Below are 15,968 nucleotides of genomic sequence, written 5' to 3'. Positions count from 1 at the left end.
ACAGCAATATCTGCCCAAGGGACGCCCGAGGCAGCTATTGGTTCCAAGGGCAGGCCATGCAGCATCGCGACGATTCCGAACCGTCCTACGACCCGCGCTCGTGGAGCCGGCCCCGACCAGCACCAACGGTCGCGGCGGCAGTCCCGCCCCCAGCGCCGATCGAGCGCGCACGCAACCCATTGCCGCTGATCGCCGGCATCGCCGTGACCCTGGGCGGTGCGATCCTCGCCTATGGCGCGCGCCCGTCGGACGAAACGGTCACCGGCCCCGCACCCGCGTCCCCTGCCGCCGCCGGCACATCCTACGACCAGCGGGTCCTCAACATCGCCAGCCCCGCCGCAATCGACCCGACCCTGCGGTCGCTGGGCATCGATCCGGCCGATGCCGCCCGCGCCGCCGCGTTGGCGCAGGCTGCGCTCGGCGATACGCCGGGGCTGCTCCGGCTCGACGTGACGCTGGCCGGGACGACGCTGCACGCCGCCACCGTCACCCATGTCGATGGCGGCGGGGTCGCGATCGAGCGGGGGAACCACGATACGCTGGCCGCTAGGCCGCTGTCGGCCAACCTCACGCGTCGGATGCGCTTCGTGCGGGGCGAGCTGGACGGCGAAAGTTTCTACAGTTCCGCCGTCGCGGCCGGGGTCAGCGACGTACTGGTCGGTGCGTTCGCCAACGCCTTCCGCTATGATTTCGACATTCAGCGCGAAGTGTCGGCGGGCGACGTGTTCGAAGCGGGGTTCGAGGAACGGGTGAACCCCGACGGTGAGGTCGTCGGCACGCCGCGGCTCATCTATGCCTCGCTCGCCACGCCGGCCAAGACCCGTGCACTCTACCAATATCGCCTGCCCGGCGATGCGGAGGCGGAATGGTTCGACAGTAGCGGGCGCAGCAGCCGGCGCGCGCTGATGCGCACGCCCGTCGATGCCGCGCGGATCAGCTCGGGCTTCGGAATGCGCGGTCATCCGATCCTGGGCTTTCGCAAGATGCATCGCGGTACCGATTTCGCCGCGCCGACCGGAACGCCGATCTTCGCGGCCGGGGACGCGACCGTCACCTTTGCGGCGATGAAAGGCCCCAACGGCAATTTCATCCGGTTGCGCCACGACAATGGCTGGGAAACGCTCTACCTGCACCTGAACCGCATCGCCCCGGCCATCGTACCGGGTGCCCGCGTGGCACAGGGTACGCCGATCGGCGAAGTCGGCACCACCGGCCGTTCGACCGGCCCGCATCTGCATTACGAGGTCCATATCGACGGGCAGGCGGTCGACCCGATGTCGATAGAGACCGGCGGCGGCCGCGTGATCCCTGTTGCCGCGATGGCCGCGTTCCGCAAGGTGCGCGACGCGATCGACGCGAAACGGGCGGACACGATGTAGCGTCACGCCGGCCGCCGCCACAGGACGAACAGGATCGCCACCACCACGGCAATGCCCATCGCGATACTGCCGTTCAGCCCTGCCACCGATCCGCCCCATAGCGGCGCCCCCCGCAGGTCGAGGTCGATCATCGCCCCGAACGCGCCGTGACCAGGGTTGGGGTCCAATCCGACGCCCAGCTGTTCGAACGCATTCCACGCGAAATGCGCGCCGATCGCCGCACCGACCCCGCGGGTCAGCGCCAGCAGACCGAACAGCACACCCCCCAGCAGCATATTGGCGAGCATCACCGGCTCCAGCCCGCCCAGAACGCCGTGCAGCGCGGCGAACGACGCCGCCGTCAGCGGCACCGCCGCCCCCGCCCCGACGCCACGTACCAGCAGGGGCTGGACGACGCCGCGAAACATCGCCTCTTCCGCCACTACCTGCAACAATATGACCAGCGCGCCCAGCGGCAGCGCGAGCGATACCGTCGACCCCGCCCCCGTCGTCAACGTACCCGCCAGCGCACAGTAACCGATCGCCAGCAGCAGTGCCCCCAGCCCGATCGCCGCCCCTCGCGAAAACCCGGCCCAGCGCCACGAAACGCCGGCAACCCGGCCCAATCCCCATGCCAGCACTAAAATCGTACCAAAGACGATCGCGCCGAACCCGGCCTCCGCCACGATCGGCGAAGCGCCCCGCACCAGATGGTCGGCGAACGGCGCCACGCCCCACAGGCACGCCCAAGTCGCCAGCACCCCGGCACCGGCCAGCGCGATCGCCCGCGCCCGCACGATCAGCGCGCCGCGACCCGCGCGCCTGCCCCGCCGCTCAGCATCGACTTGGCACTGTCACCGACCAGGAAATACGGACCCCAGTAGAACGGATGCGAATATTGCGGCTGCGCGATCAGCGACCGCTGCGCCCGCTGCAATGCCTCGCCGATGCTGTGGGTGCGCGCCTCGCCATAGAAGCTGCGCATGAACTCGGTACTCTCCCGTTCGGCCGACACCTGCCAATAGGTGGCGAGGACCGATCGCGCATTCGCGGTCAGGAACGCGCGGACCAGCCCCTCCAGCGTCGATCCCGGCCCCTCCTGCCCGATGGCGCGGCGCAGCGCTTCGCCCCGCACGCCCGCCGCCGTGTCGCACGCCGACAGCACGACCAGGTTCGCGTCGAACTTCAGCTTGGCGATTTCGGAAAAGTCGAGCAGCCCGTCCGACCCCGGTTGCCCGAACGACGTGACCAGCGCGGGCGGCGACTTGGAACAGCCCCACAGCCCCTCCTCAATGCCGTGGGTGGCGAAATGTACGACCTCATACTGGTCGAGATCGCTGCGCCCCTCCACCCCGGTGTCGCTGAACGCGGCGCCGGTGACGAACTGCGCATCGCGCGTGCCCAGCGCCCCGGCGGCGATGTTCAGCTCGCGTCCGTCGATGGGTTTGAGCGACCGGGCGATCGTGCCCAGCCGGTCGGCCGCGACCATGCAGCCAAAGCCGACGCGGATTTCACCCGGTGAATTGGGCAGCGGCACCGGCGATCCCGGCTGGTTCTGCCCAAAGCCCAGAAACGCCCGCTGCGCACGCGACGCAGGCAGCGTGCGCGACACCAGGAACGATCGCGGCGACAGGGCGGTAGAAATCGATGCGGTCGCCGCGAGGAACGACGTGCGCGAGAAATCAAACGGATCGCGCTTGGCTGCGTCGGGCGCCTCGGGCGTATAGCGCGTGACCAGCACCCCCACCGGCAGCTGCTGCAACGGCCCGGACGGATCGACCACGATCGCCCGCGACGCCGCCAGCACCGGTGCCGCCGGCCCGCTCACCAACCGGTACAGCGTATAGGCCCGCGCCTCGTCGAACGGCACCAGTTTACCCAGCGCAAGATCGCCGTCGATCGACGCGCGCAGCTGCTCGCCCAGTTGCAGCACGGCCCCGCGGGCCGCTTCGCTCTCCGCAACCTGGTACAGATAGGTCCGGTCGGCGGTCACCACCATGCCATAGATGCGGCGGTTGAGCGTGACGAGCTTCAGGAACGTTTCGCCCGGCTTCAATGCCGTGCGCAGTTCGGCCAGCGTCGCCGGGCTTTCATCCAGCGTGCGATAGCGTGGATCGGCCGCCAGCTGCGCATCGACCGCCAGCAACCGGTTCTCCGCCGTTTCGCGGGCGCGGTTCAGCTCGGCGGTCGAACTGCCCGGTGCCCCATCCCCACCGCTCGACAACGCATAGCGCAGCCGGGTCAGTTCACGCTCCAGATCGGACCGTTCGCGCACCGCAGCGCCCACCACCGGATCGGCGGTGACGACGTTGCGCAATTCGGTAATCTGCCGCGCGACCGCCGGTTCGCCGGTCGCCTGCACCGCACGAAAGAACAGGTCGTAGGTGTCGGCGGTCGGCCGGGCGGATTCGGCGACCAGCAGGTCGAGATAATCCTCCATGCCGATCGCACCGCTGGGCGCCGTGCCGCCCGAAGCGATCACCGCATCCACCGCGTCCCGAAACGCCGCCCGCGCGTCGCTGCGCGAGGCACCGGCGCGGGCATAGACCGCCGCGCGTTCCAGCTCGGCCTCGGCGATCGCCGGTTCGCTGCCCGTCCCCGCATTGGCCACCGATCCGCGCCGCAGCAGGTCGACCGTGGTGGTATAATGGTCCAGCGCGGCGCGATAATCGCCCGCCTGCGCCCGCAACCGCCCTTGTTGCCGCGCGATCCGCGCACCCAGCCAGAACAGCTGCGTCTGGTCCAGCCGCTCGTTGGTGAGCGGGCGATAGATCGCCGCCGCCGCATCGATCTCGCTCAGCGCCCGCGCGCGGTCGCCTTGGCCCAGCAACGCGATGCTGCGCGCATAATGCCCCTGCGCATCCAGCACCAGCCGCGACAGCTGCGCGGTATCGGCCAGCGCGGGCATCCCGCGATCGCCCGCCGCCGGCTGGTTCAACGCGACCAGTGTCGCGGCATCCTGCAGCGGGCGGTCGGTCGCACCGGGCATCCCGCCGGTGCGGTCCAGCGTCGCCAGCGCCTCGATGAACGCGCCCCGGTTGATCGCGTCGAGCGCGCGATAGGTATCCAGCTTGCGCAGCAGGAACGGCGTCCGCGTCGCCGGTACGTCGACAAAGATCGCGCGGGCCGCTTCGAAATGCTGGCCGGCGGCATCGGGAAAGCGGATGTTGGAATCGGCCAGCCCGGCCTCCAGCAGCAATTCGGCCTTCAGCGCGGGCGGCGCGTCGGGGGCCAGCCGGGTCAGCGCGTCGTTCAGCACGCGCGACGCCTCGACATGCAGCCCCTTGTGATTGAGCGCGATCCCCTGCGTCAGCGCGGCGCTGGCGGTCGCCTGTGCCACCGGCGGCGTATCGGTCGCCAGGCTGCCGGCGCGCGGCGGCAGGGTCGCGGCATCGACGCTGGCGGTCGCGACGTAGGTTGCGGCGACCGCCGGGCGGCGCAGGCCGGCAGCGATGGTCAGCGCTTCTTCGACCTGTGGCAGGATTGCGGGCGTCCCCGCCGCGACATAGCGCCGCTGCCCACGGGTCAGGTCCAGCCGCACCGATTCCAGCCCGGTCTGCTTGTCGAAACAGCGCGCGGCGCTCCCCGGCGTGCCCGCGATCGTCACGTCGCGTCGCTCGGCACAATCGAACTGCGCCTCGACCGCCGCCACCGGCGCCGGTTCGGCCGGCACGATCCGGACACTGCCCAACGGGCGGCTGGCCGCGACGCTCGAGCAGGTGATGGCATAGGCACGCGAAAACGGGTCGGGCGTCGCCGCATCGCCCCAGTTGCGCGCCGCCGAACAGCGCTCACCCGCCGCGTTACTCCCCAGGTTGAAGCTGTCGAGCCGTGCGGGCGGCGTTGCGGTGCAGCCGGCCAGCACGGCGGCGGCGACACCCGACAGCAACGGGACGATACGGCTGGGGATCAAGGCTTCGGCTCCTGCACCGGGACAATGGGGGCGGCGACGGTCGGGGCGGACGCGGCGGCATCGGCGGGCGTTTCGGGCGCCAGCGCGGGCAGCCCGCTCAGCAACGCTTCGTTGTTGCCGCCGATGATCGGGGTAAAGGGCAGCGATACGTCCTGCAGGATGCCGAACACCGCCTGGCTGTCCCAGTCGAACACCTGCAGCGTCGGCTGGATGACGATCGTCGTCAGGCACCCCGCGCCCGATCCGGCCAGACAGCCGTTGATCCGGCTGTTGGGCAGCAGCGCGGGCTGGATATCGATGACCGGGTTGCCGAGCAACGCCGCGCCCGCGCCGGTGATCCCGTTGATGTCGCCGAAAAAGGCGAAGCTTGCCGCCGATGGCGTTCCGAAGGTCGCGATGCGCAGCGCCGGGGTGACCGGTGCCGCCAGCGACCCGACGACGACGCCCGACGATCGACCCGGCACCGCCGTATTCTGGAACAGCGCATAATCGCCGAACCGGACGCTCATCGACCGTGCCGCGATCATCGTCGTCGCGTCAGGTGCGAAGAATCCGCCCCCCAGCTGCGTGTTGTACAACGCCGAATTGGGATTGCCGATCAGCGCCTGTGCCTGCGCCCGCCCGGCATCGCCCGGCTGCAACGTATCGAGGAACCCGGTCGTCAGCCCCGCTGCGATCCGGTTGCCCCGCAGGTCGAGGTCGTTGTCGCCCAGCAGCAACCGCCCGCCCGCATCGCTGGTCGCGATCAGGTGGATGGTCGCGGCATTGCCGGTCGTACCGTCGCCACCGATGCGGATGCTGCGCCCGCTGCCGGTGGCGCTCACCTGTCCCGTCACGCGGATGTCGCCGGTGGACAGCATCTCTACCGACCGGCCGACGCCCGGCGCCAGCGCCATGGTGCCGACCTCCATCGCGCCGGCACCACTATCGAACGTCACCGTATCCGCCGCGACCCGCGCGACCTCCGCCGCCGACAACCGGAAACCGTCGCTGCGCGTGCCGTCGCCGATCCGCAGCGCCGTAGTCGCCGGATCGCGCGTGGCGAAGCGCACGCTCGATCCCTGGACCGCGCCCGACAATTCGGCATCGGCGCCGCGGATCGACACCGACGGTCCACCGGTCAGCGCACCCGCGCGCACCAGTCCCGCCGCATCCAGCGTGATCCCGTTCGCGCTGCCCGATCCCAGCGACAGTCCCGCGCCGCTCGTGACCTTCATGGCACCACCGGCCCGCGCCGCGCCCAGCGTGACGCCCGCACCGTCGACCGACAGCGTACCACCGGCCGTCACATCGCCCGCATTCACCGCGCCCGTCGCGGTGAGCGACAGGTCGCTGCCCGCCGCCGCATTCTGCAGCGTCAGCGCCGACCGCGCCTCGACCAGCAATGCGCGCGCCGCTGCCAGCCGCTCCCGCACCTCGATCGACGTCCCGCGCAGCGTCGCCGACCCGGCCGATTCGACGCTGGCAAGCCGCGCCGTGCCGGCCTCCACCGTCAGGTCGCCGCCGGTCGTCCGCAGCGCCGTCGCGCCACCGCCCGTATCGCCCAGCGTTCCGGCCGTCCGGATCGTCAGCGCCTGCGCCGTCAGCGACCGCAGGTCGATGTTGCCTGCCTCCAGCGTCGCGGCCCCGCCGACCGTCACCGTGCCCAGCGCCAGCGTCGATCCGGCGCGGGCCTCCAGCGTACCCGCGCTCAGGTCACCCGCACGCACCGACCCGCCGGTGGCGATCAGCGACACCGGGCCGCTCGCCGTCACTTGCCCGGTGATCAGATCACCTGCGGTCAGCGTCACCGCCACTCGCCCGACGTTCAGCTTGCCGGTCGTCACGCTGGCATCGTGCGTCAGCCGATCGACCGGCGCACTTCCATCGAACCCGCCCAGCGAACCCGCGTCGACCGATCCCAGCCGGATCGCCTGCCCCCGCCCGGCGCGCACCGCCAGCGCAGACCCTGCTCCGGCGCGCAACGTCGCCCCCGACAGGTCGATGCCTCCGGTGGCATCCAGCACCATCGGCGCCGCACCGCTCGCCGTCCCCGCCGCCGTACCGCTTGCCAGCGTAAGCGCCGACGTACCGCCGATCGTTCCGCCGGTCGCGACCAAGCGGACCTCGCCCCCGGCCTGCTGATCACCGTCGAGCGCGATCGAGCCCGCCGTGACGCGATAGGCGCCACCCGCGCGTACCGGCCCCGCCAGCGTCGCCGCACCGCTCGCGCGGACCGTGACATTGCCACCCATGCCGACCGAGCCGAGCCGCAGCGTGCCACCGGTCGCATCGGCCACCAGCGACCCGCCACCCGTCGCGGATCCGACATCGATCGATTGGCCACCCAGCGTGGTATCGCCGCTCGCGACCACCGTCGTCCCGATCAGCGCACCGCCCCTTGCCGTCGCGGTCACGCTCCGCCCCGACAACCGGTCGAAGCGCAAGGCCCCCGCAGCCACATCAAGGCTTCCGCCGGTCGAAACCGTACCCAGCGTCCCGTTCGTCCCGGCGGTGAGCGCCGCATTCCCCGCTGCCTGCACGGAACCGATCGTCAGCGCAGCCGCAGCCGTGGCGAGAAGCGCCCCACCACTCTCGACCGATTGAAGGTCGATCGACTGCCCGCCCAATGTCAAGTCACCGGTTCCGACCACCGCCGTGCCGGTCAATGCACCGCCCTGCGCCGTCGCCGTCACGGTGCGTCCCGACAATCTGCCGAATTGCAACGCGCCGGTCGTCGTGATGCCGAGCGCACCACCGGCGGTCACCTCGCCGAAACTGCCCGCCGCGCCGGTCAGGGTGGCATCCCCGGTCACCTGCACCGTCCCGATCCCCAGCGCGCCCGATGCCTCCGCGGTCAGCGTCGCGGCATCGATCCGGTCGAGCGTCACATCGGCACCGCGCAGCGTGATCGCGCCGGCCGATGTCAGCGACGTCCCGTTGATCGTGCCGCCGGTCGCAGTGATCGAAGCCCCCGACACCCGCCCGAACGACAGGCCCTGCGCGCCCCCCAGCGTGACCGCGCCCGATGCCGTTACCGATCCGAGCAGCGCGCGTCCCGCCGCCGTCAGCGACACCTCGCTCCCCGTAACCGGCCCGGTCACGGTCAGGTCGCCCGCGGTCGCCTTCAACGCGACGGGCAGCGCGCCGCCATCGATCCGGTTGGCGGTGATCGCGGTCGCGGTGATCGCGATATTGCCGCCGACCACATCGCCCAACACCGCATCGGTGCCGACCGTCAGCGAAAAGGGCTGCCCCGCCCCGGCCGACAGGCTGGTGCCGCTTCCAGCGACGAAACCCGCCAGCCGCCCAATGGGCGCGGCCACCGTCAGCGCACCCGTCGCGCTGCGCACGAACGGCGTGCGGATATCGCGGCCCGATCGCACCGTCACCGCACCGTTCGCAGCGACGCCATCGGCCACCGACACATCGTTGCCCGCCCCGGTCCCGATCACCGACGCCGTTCCGGCGGACGCCACGCCCTGCACGAACACCGGCCCCAGCGCGGCAAGCGCGACATCGCCCTGCGTCGTCGTGACCCGCCCCAAGGTCAGCGCGCCGCTTGCCGCCTGCGCCTGGACGTTGCCGCTGGTGTCGATCGTGCCGCCGCTGATCCCACCGCCTGCAGCGATCGCCGACAGGCTCGCCGCGCGCGCATTGCCGAAGCGGACCATATTACCCGTCAGCGTCACCGCGCCGTCGGTCGTGATCGCGCCGGTCGCAACATCGCCCGCCGCACGCAGCGTTACCGGCCCGCCGACGCTCAGGTCCCCGGTCCGAATCCCCGCACCCGCAGCGCTCGCCCCGGTCGCCACCAGCCCGGCCGCCCGGACCGCGCCGACCACAATACCCTGCCCATCGGTGATCAGCCCCACCGTGCCGCCCGCATCGATCCGGCTGTCGGCCAGGTCGATCGCCCCGCCCGTGGCGCCAAGGGTGACGCCCTCGCCACCGCTCGCGTCGCTGTCGGCACGAATCGACAGTCCGGTGCCGCTGCGGGTGATCCCGCCCGCCGAGGCGGTCGCGCGATACGCGCCGCGCGCCGTCTGCGTGCCGCCCAGCGTGATCGCCGTTCCCGACAGGGTCGCCGCACCATCGGACGCCAGGCCGCCGGTCACCGCCACCGTACCACCGGTCGAACCGATGCCGACGCCGCCACCCGTGCTACGTACCGCACCGCCGACCGCGATCCCCCGGACGGCGCTCAGGTCGATCGCCCCAGCATCGGCGGTCAGCGTACCGCTCACCCCGATCCCGCCCCCGGCCGTCAGCGTGACGCTGCGCCCCGCCGCACTGGCCAGCGAAAGATCGCCCGACGTCGCGCTCAACGCCACCGCCCCGCTCCCGCCGCGCACCTCGCCCAGCGTCACGCCGGTCCCGCTGGCCGCAACACCGGTCGCACCCGTCAGGCGCCCGGCGCGGAGCGCACCCCCGCTGGTCAGCGTGACGGCCCGGTCGCGGCTTTCGATCGCGCCCAGCGTCAGCGCCGTCCCACTTGCCAGCGTCACCGCCCCGCTGGCGCTGATGTCGTTCTGCACCGACAGCGTACCGCCCGCGCGCAGGTCGATCCCCTGCAACGCCCCGCTGACCGAAATCCGCCCGACACTCAGGTCGCCGCCGGTACTTTCGGCGGTGAAGCCATCGACCAGATCGAGCCGCCCGAAGCGCAGCGACCCGGCCGACCGGAACGCACCGCCGGTCGACGTGTCGCCATCCAGCGCGGCGATCGTACCCAGCGACCGCGCGGTCACATCGCCCAGCGTCACCGGCGCATCGGCGGCGGTAAAGATCCGCACGTCGAGGGCCCGGTTGCTGCCGCCGGTGATCGAACTGCCATCGGCCAGCACGATGCCCTGCGCGCCTGCCGCCTGCAGCTTGACGACATCGCTGCGCTGGCTGCTGCTCGACTGGATCGCCAGGGCGCGCGACCCGGTGATGCCGCCGCTCAGCGCGGTCACATCAATCGCGCCACCGCTGCGCAAGACCGCGCCATCCAGCGTCACCGATGCGCCGCGCAGGCTTACCGCGTCGGTCGCGACGACATCGCCGCCGACGCTCAGCACCCCGCCCGCGACGACGGTGGCGCCCGCGCCGCTGGCGATCCCGCCGGTCGTCACCGCACCGCTGCCGCGCACCTCGATCGCACGATCGGATGCCAGATCGCCGGAGACGACACTCGCCCCGCCGATCGACAGCGCCTCTCGCAGGTTCACGTCGCCGGTGCTGATCGCCCCGCTGCCGACCGCGCCGCGCAACGCCCGCGCGTCGACCGAACCTATATCGATCGTGTTCGCGCCATCGCGCCGGGACAGGGTCAGCCCGCCACGCCGATCGTCGCCCGCGATCAACCGGCTGCGATTGCCGAGCGCGATGTTGCCCGCGCTGCTGCCCAGCGTTTCGAGCAGCAGCCCGTCGTCGCCGGTATCGCCCGACCGCAGCGTCACCGCACCGATCCCGACGATATCGCCATCGGTCGAGCTGACGCGGAACTGGCCACCCGCGCGTTGCGTCACCGGGTCGGTCGCGCCCAGCGTCACGCCGCGCCCGGACAGCAGCACGTCGCCTCCGGCGGTCACATTGCCCGCCACGTTCAAGGCGCCACCCGACGCAATGGTCAGCGCATCGCGGGTCTGCACCGTTCCGCCGAACGTCACCGCACCGCTGGCACCGGCCGTGATATCCGCGTCGCGATTGTTGGTGGTCAGTGCGCCATCGACCAGCAGCCGCACGACCCCGCCGGTTGCCGCCGCATCCCCCGCGACCGTAACGCCGCTCACTGCCGTCACCGGCTTGCCCGCCGACAGCACGATGCCGCGCGATCCGGTGCTGGCGGTGGTCACCGCCGCCGACACCTGCAACAGCGAATCGGTCAGCGTATCCTGCGACGCCAACGCAAAGATCGCATTGTTGCCCGCCACCGTGCCGCGCACATACTGGCTGGTCCCGGCGACCGCGCTGCCGCGGTTCAGCGTCACCGACAGCGGACTGCCGGAGCGATAGTCGAGCGTCACGTCGCTGGCGGTGACGAAGGCGACGTCCTGTCCCTCCGCCACGAACTCGCCCTGCGCATCGATCTTGGGCGCCAGCATCACCAGCCCGCGCGTGCTGCCATCGACGCGCAGCTTCGCCCCCTGCTGCACGGTGATCGCCGCCTGGCTGTCGGCGCTCCCCTGCAACCGATAGCTGTTGCCCGCGCTCACGAAATCCTCGGGCGAGATATCAAGCGTGGTCAGCACCAGCGACCCGGTGTTGAACGCGGCCTTCGATCCCACCAGGATACCGTTGGCGTTATGCACCCACACCGCGACATTGGGATCGCTGCTAAGCTTGCCCAGCAGTTGCGACGGCTTCGTCGACACGTCGCGGTTCAGCACGGCGATATCCCCGCGCACACCGCCCAGCAGCCGCCCGTCGGTAAAATCGATCTCCTTGCCCTCGGGGATGTTGAACCCGTTCCAGTCGATGACGGTGTTGCGGGCGTTCAGATCGATGCGCAGCTTGTCGCCACTGCCACGGAAATCGGGTTTAAACCCGTCCGTCCGGATGTCCTTCACATCGTCCTTGGTCGGCAGCCGCACTTCCACGCTCTGGGCCGTGGCGACCGCCGGGTATAGCGCACCACAGGCGGTGGTGAGCGCGAGGACGACGCGGAGGCGGCGGGCGGTGGCGGCGACGGGCATCGGGATCTCCTATCGGGCGCGATCGCGCAGCTGCGCGGTCAGCGAGACGAGGACGCGTGCCGGCGGACGACGTTCGTCGAGCAGCAGCGCCTTGTCGAGCGGCTTGGCATAGGCGACGTCGAGGACGACGCTACCGGGCAGCGACAGCCGGACGCCACCCCCCACACTCTTGAAATTGCGCGGCCCCTCGATCGCGGTCCGGTCGAGGTTGCGCAGATACAGATGGTCGTAGAAGCCGAAGAACTGTGCCTGTACCGGGGACCATAGCGGCACATCGGCCCGCGCCTCGAACCGTCCGCCGACCGCGTGGTCGCCGCTGTTGGAACCGGGATCATAGCCGCGCCCGATGGTCAGGCTGCCAAGCGCAAATTCCTCGTAATTGAGCAGCGGGTCGTTCGACCATTGGAACTGCCCCTGCGCCGCCACGCTGAACACCGGCCCCATCCGCACGGTCGCATCGATCGCGCTGCGGAACACCAGCGCCTGCGGATTGCCGTCCAGCCGCGACGTCAGCGTTCCGCTGCCAAAGCCGCGCTCGCTGGCGTCGAGGATGCCCAGCCCTTTGCGCAGTTCGCCGGTCGCGGAAATCGACAGCCAGACATTGCCGTTCGCATCGACGAACTGCCGGTCGCCGTCCAACCCGACAAACACTACGCGCAGCTTGTCGCGGGTCAGCGTCACCGCATCGCGACCACCGCCGACGCGCGACACCTGATCGATATAGTCCAGCCCGCCGCGCACCCGCGCGTTCGATCGAATCGACCGCGCCAGCGGCCGTGCCACGTCGAACCCGGTGATGAGCGTGTTCGTGCGCAGGTCGAGCGCGCCCAGATCGGGCCGCGACCACGCATAGGTCGCGCGCGCGCCAAAGCTGGTGCCGGCACTGTCGACCTCAAAGATATGCCCGCCCTGCACGATGAACTGTTCGGGGAAGTCGACCGCCGCCGATACGCCGAGATAGGTGATGTCGCCCAGTCCGGTCAGGCCGTACAACTCACCGCGCGCATAGACGGTTTCGCGACCCAGCAGCCGGGAATTGTAATTCTGGACATTGGCGAACAGTGCGAAGCGGCGCGAGCTGACCGTCAGGTCGCCGATCACGTCCCCCTGCTTGCCGCCCGACGCACGCAGCGACAACGCGACGTCCAGCCCCGGCACGTCACCCGCCAGCAGCAACAGCCGCTCCGCCTCGCGCTCGTTCAGCGGGTCCATCGCCTGGATCTTCGCCAACCGCTGGCGGAGCAGCGGTTCGTACCGGCCAGCATCGCCGCGTACGCGCAATTCGACGATCCGCGCGGTCACGACTTCCAGCAGCAGCACACCGTCGGCAATCTCCTGAGCCGGGATCTGCACCGACGCGATCCACCCTTCGGACCGCAGCGCGGCATTGGCCCGGTCGCGAATGTCGCACACCGCCGCGATCGACCGATCGCCCGGCACCGGCTGCACCCTGGCCAGCGCCTCTGCGATCTGCGGTTGCAGCGGCGCGCCATCGGCCCGGCTGAACGCGACGCGGTTGAGCGACACGCGCAGCGGGGAATCCCCGAACGGGCAATTGCCGATGGCGAGCGCGCCACGCGAATCCACCTCGGCACGCGATGCCCGGTCGGGATCGGGGGCAGGCGGCGTCACCTCCTGTCGGCTGGGCAACGGTGCGACCTGCGCCCATCCCGCCGCCGGCACGGTCAACGCGACCGCCCCCATCAGCAGCTTCCAACGTCCCGAACCCAGCTTCCGCAAACCGATACTCCCCCTTGTCGCCGGCGCCGGTTGTCCCGTGTCGCCGGCCAGATGCTACGCCCGAAAGGACGTCAGTCGTATGACTCGTAATAGATCTGGTCGAGCCGCCACCCGTTCTGGCCCAGCGCGAATTCCATATCGCCGATACGCACGCGATCCTTGGACCAGCTCGGATCGACCTTGGCCGTTGTCGTGGCTTCCACCAGCTGGCGTTGGGTTTGCCCCTCCCCATTGGTGTTGTCGGGATTGTCGAGCAGCTTCCTGAGGACCGGTCCGACCTGCGCCGGTTTCAACCGGACTTTCGGGCTGTCATCCAGGTCGCCATGCTGCATCACCACCGGCGCACTGAGCGCCGCGATGCCCGCGGCATCGTTCGCCAGGGCGGCGGCACGAAACTTCGTCCAGAATGCCGGGAACGCCTGTTCCTGTGCCGGAGCGGCCGGCGTCGCGGTGGCCGCTGCCATCGGCGTCGCGGGCGTGACCGGTGCCTCAACCGGCGCCTCTGCCGGCGCAGCGGCAGCCGCCCCATTCGCCTCGACCGCCGTGTCGCCACCGCCGCCACAGGCCGACAGCAACAGCAGCGCACCCAGCCCGATCGTCATCGTTACCGGTCCCTTCATCGTCCCTCCGGCCAGCGCATGGCCTTCACAGTATATTGCTTGAGCGGGTAGCTGGAGACCTTCACCTGGTTCCCCTGATTGCCGCCCAGCAGTTGAATATGCGTCGCCGTCTGCCCAACAAAAAACGCCACATGGTTCCCCGACGACGATCCGGTCGCGCCGTCGACGCCGCGCGGCGTGCGATAGATGTGGACGATGCAGCCATAGCGCGGCTCGCTCAGCGCCACGCCGAACTTGCCCCAGTCGGCGGCGCGCGCGCTGCGAATGCCGCGAATGCCGGCTTGTTCCAGGCACCAGTTCACGAACGACGCGCACCACGCGACCTCATCGGTCTTCGCGGCCAGCGTGGTGGTGGCATGATATTCGACGATGCGCGGATTATGGGTCCGCCCGGCAACCTCGGCCACGCCCTTTTCGGCCAGCGCCACCCGCATCCACGGCGCGCCGATGGTCGATCCCGGCGGCTCCAGCTGGGCGCTGCGATGGGGCGCGGGCCGTGCGGCAGGGGCCGGGCGTGCCGGCGCCGGTCGGGTCGCGACAGCGGCCCCACCCATTCCCCGCCCCAGCGGCGCATCGCCGATCGGCAGGTTGCGGATCGACGGTGCCGTGACTGCACGGGTCGGCGTACCTCCCGGCGACCGCGCGGCAGACGGCGTGCGCGGCAATGCCGATCCGGTGACGCCCAGGCTGCTCCAGGTCTTTGCACCGACGACGCCGTCGGCTTCGAGCCCGCGTGCCTGTTGATAATTGCGCACCGCGCGCTCGGTCGCGGAGCCGAAGACGCCATCAAGGTCCAGCGGTGGGCGGGGACGCGCCGTCGTGTTCAACAGATGCTGCAGCATCTGCACCTGCTGGCCGCGGGCGCCTCGATCGATCTCTCCAAATCGCACGATTTCGTCTCCGTCTCTCCACGGCGCAACCCTGAACGTTCCGCCTTCGCAATGGATGCATCGTTTACCGTCTTTTGTCGGTGCCCCCCCGGATCAGCGTCCCGGCGATCAGCAGTATCAGACCGTCGATGGCGACCAGCGCGAACCAGGGGCTGGTCCATTTGTCCATGTTGACCGTCCGCCCGTAATAAGGCGGCCCGGCACCATAGGCTTCGTTCAGCATGTCGGCGGTGATCCACACCGCCCCGGCGATCATGCACGCCGCCAGCGTCCAGCGGAGCATACGCATCAGTAGCGCACCGTGACCGTCACGAAGCAGTCGGGCGACGGCCCGACCATCTCCTTCAGCCGGGCGACGAACCGGCCCATGGCATGGGTCAGGTCGATACAGCCCGCACTCCCCGGTGTTGCACCGCCGTGGATGAAGAATCCGCCGCGCTTGTGCGTGACGGTCGCCGGCATGACGTGCAGCGTGATGCGGTAATCGCCCCGCGGCGCCGACTGGTCGTAACGGAACCATGATCGTTCCCAAAGCTCGGCCGGGTTGATCCAATAGTCGCCGACGGGGATCGGTCCTTCGCCGCCCAGCCGCTGCCGTTCGGGCGAATAGTCGAACTTGCCACGTCCATCGGGCCGGCCCGACACCGCGGACCAGGAATATTGCAGCTTGGGGCCGCGCAGCGTGAGCGTGCGGCCATCGAACAGGATATGCACCGGAGAACGGCCGCATTGCGGCACCGCCGGATCGCCGCGCTCATGCGCATATCGGTCTTGAGGCATGGTCGCTC

At 70.3% G+C, this 15,968-nt stretch carries 9 protein-coding genes; 1 reads left to right on the top strand and 8 read right to left on the bottom strand.

What is annotated here, in order from left to right; translation table 11 throughout:
• Window positions 1-56: 56 nt before the first annotated feature.
• Window positions 57-1,379: a M23 family metallopeptidase gene (locus QZ755_RS07250; protein ID WP_294321324.1), complete on the top strand. Its 1,323-nt coding sequence runs from the start codon at window positions 57-59 to the stop codon at window positions 1,377-1,379.
• 2 nt (window positions 1,380-1,381) lie between these two features.
• Here the strand turns inward: QZ755_RS07250 and QZ755_RS07245 are convergent, their stop codons facing one another.
• From QZ755_RS07245 to QZ755_RS07210, 8 genes are all read right to left on the bottom strand, one after another.
• Window positions 1,382-2,155 carry a CPBP family glutamic-type intramembrane protease gene (locus tag QZ755_RS07245; RefSeq protein ID WP_294321321.1) on the bottom strand — a complete coding sequence of 258 codons (774 nt, stop codon included), beginning with the start codon at window positions 2,153-2,155 and terminating at the stop codon, window positions 1,382-1,384.
• Between the two features lie 2 nt (window positions 2,156-2,157).
• A complete protein-coding gene (locus tag QZ755_RS07240; RefSeq protein ID WP_294321318.1) occupies window positions 2,158-5,271 on the bottom strand; it encodes a CHAT domain-containing protein in 3,114 nt (1,037 codons plus the stop codon).
• Window positions 5,268-11,930 (bottom strand): filamentous hemagglutinin N-terminal domain-containing protein, encoded by a 6,663-nt coding sequence (locus QZ755_RS07235; RefSeq protein WP_294321316.1) that lies wholly within the window; start codon window positions 11,928-11,930, stop codon window positions 5,268-5,270. Before QZ755_RS07235 ends, QZ755_RS07240 begins: the two co-directional genes overlap by 4 nt.
• A gap of 9 nt (window positions 11,931-11,939) precedes the next feature.
• Window positions 11,940-13,634, bottom strand: a complete 1,695-nt coding sequence (locus QZ755_RS07230; RefSeq protein ID WP_294321311.1) for a ShlB/FhaC/HecB family hemolysin secretion/activation protein — start codon at window positions 13,632-13,634, stop codon at window positions 11,940-11,942.
• A 107-nt stretch (window positions 13,635-13,741) separates the two neighbouring features.
• Entirely contained in the window at window positions 13,742-14,290 is a 549-nt protein-coding gene (locus QZ755_RS07225; RefSeq protein WP_294321309.1) for a hypothetical protein, read from the bottom strand.
• On the bottom strand, window positions 14,287-15,180 hold the full coding sequence (locus QZ755_RS07220; protein ID WP_294321305.1) for a TIGR02594 family protein: 894 nt from the start codon (window positions 15,178-15,180) through the stop codon (window positions 14,287-14,289). The genes QZ755_RS07225 and QZ755_RS07220 overlap by 4 nt, the downstream gene beginning before the upstream one ends.
• Before the next feature lie 64 nt (window positions 15,181-15,244).
• Window positions 15,245-15,469 carry a hypothetical protein gene (locus QZ755_RS07215; RefSeq protein ID WP_294321302.1) on the bottom strand — a complete coding sequence of 75 codons (225 nt, stop codon included), beginning with the start codon at window positions 15,467-15,469 and terminating at the stop codon, window positions 15,245-15,247.
• The gene (locus QZ755_RS07210) at window positions 15,469-15,960 is read right to left on the bottom strand and encodes a L,D-transpeptidase family protein (protein WP_294321299.1); all 492 of its coding nucleotides are present in this window, start codon (window positions 15,958-15,960) and stop codon (window positions 15,469-15,471) included. The genes QZ755_RS07215 and QZ755_RS07210 overlap by 1 nt, the downstream gene beginning before the upstream one ends.
• Between the last annotated feature and the right edge of the window lie 8 nt (window positions 15,961-15,968).

Origin of the sequence: uncultured Sphingomonas sp. (assembly GCF_913776855.1) — a bacterium.
Classification (GTDB): Bacteria; Pseudomonadota; Alphaproteobacteria; order Sphingomonadales; family Sphingomonadaceae; genus Sphingomonas.
Note: the sequence above shows the minus strand (reverse complement) of the source record. Positions and strands in the feature narration are given on the sequence as shown.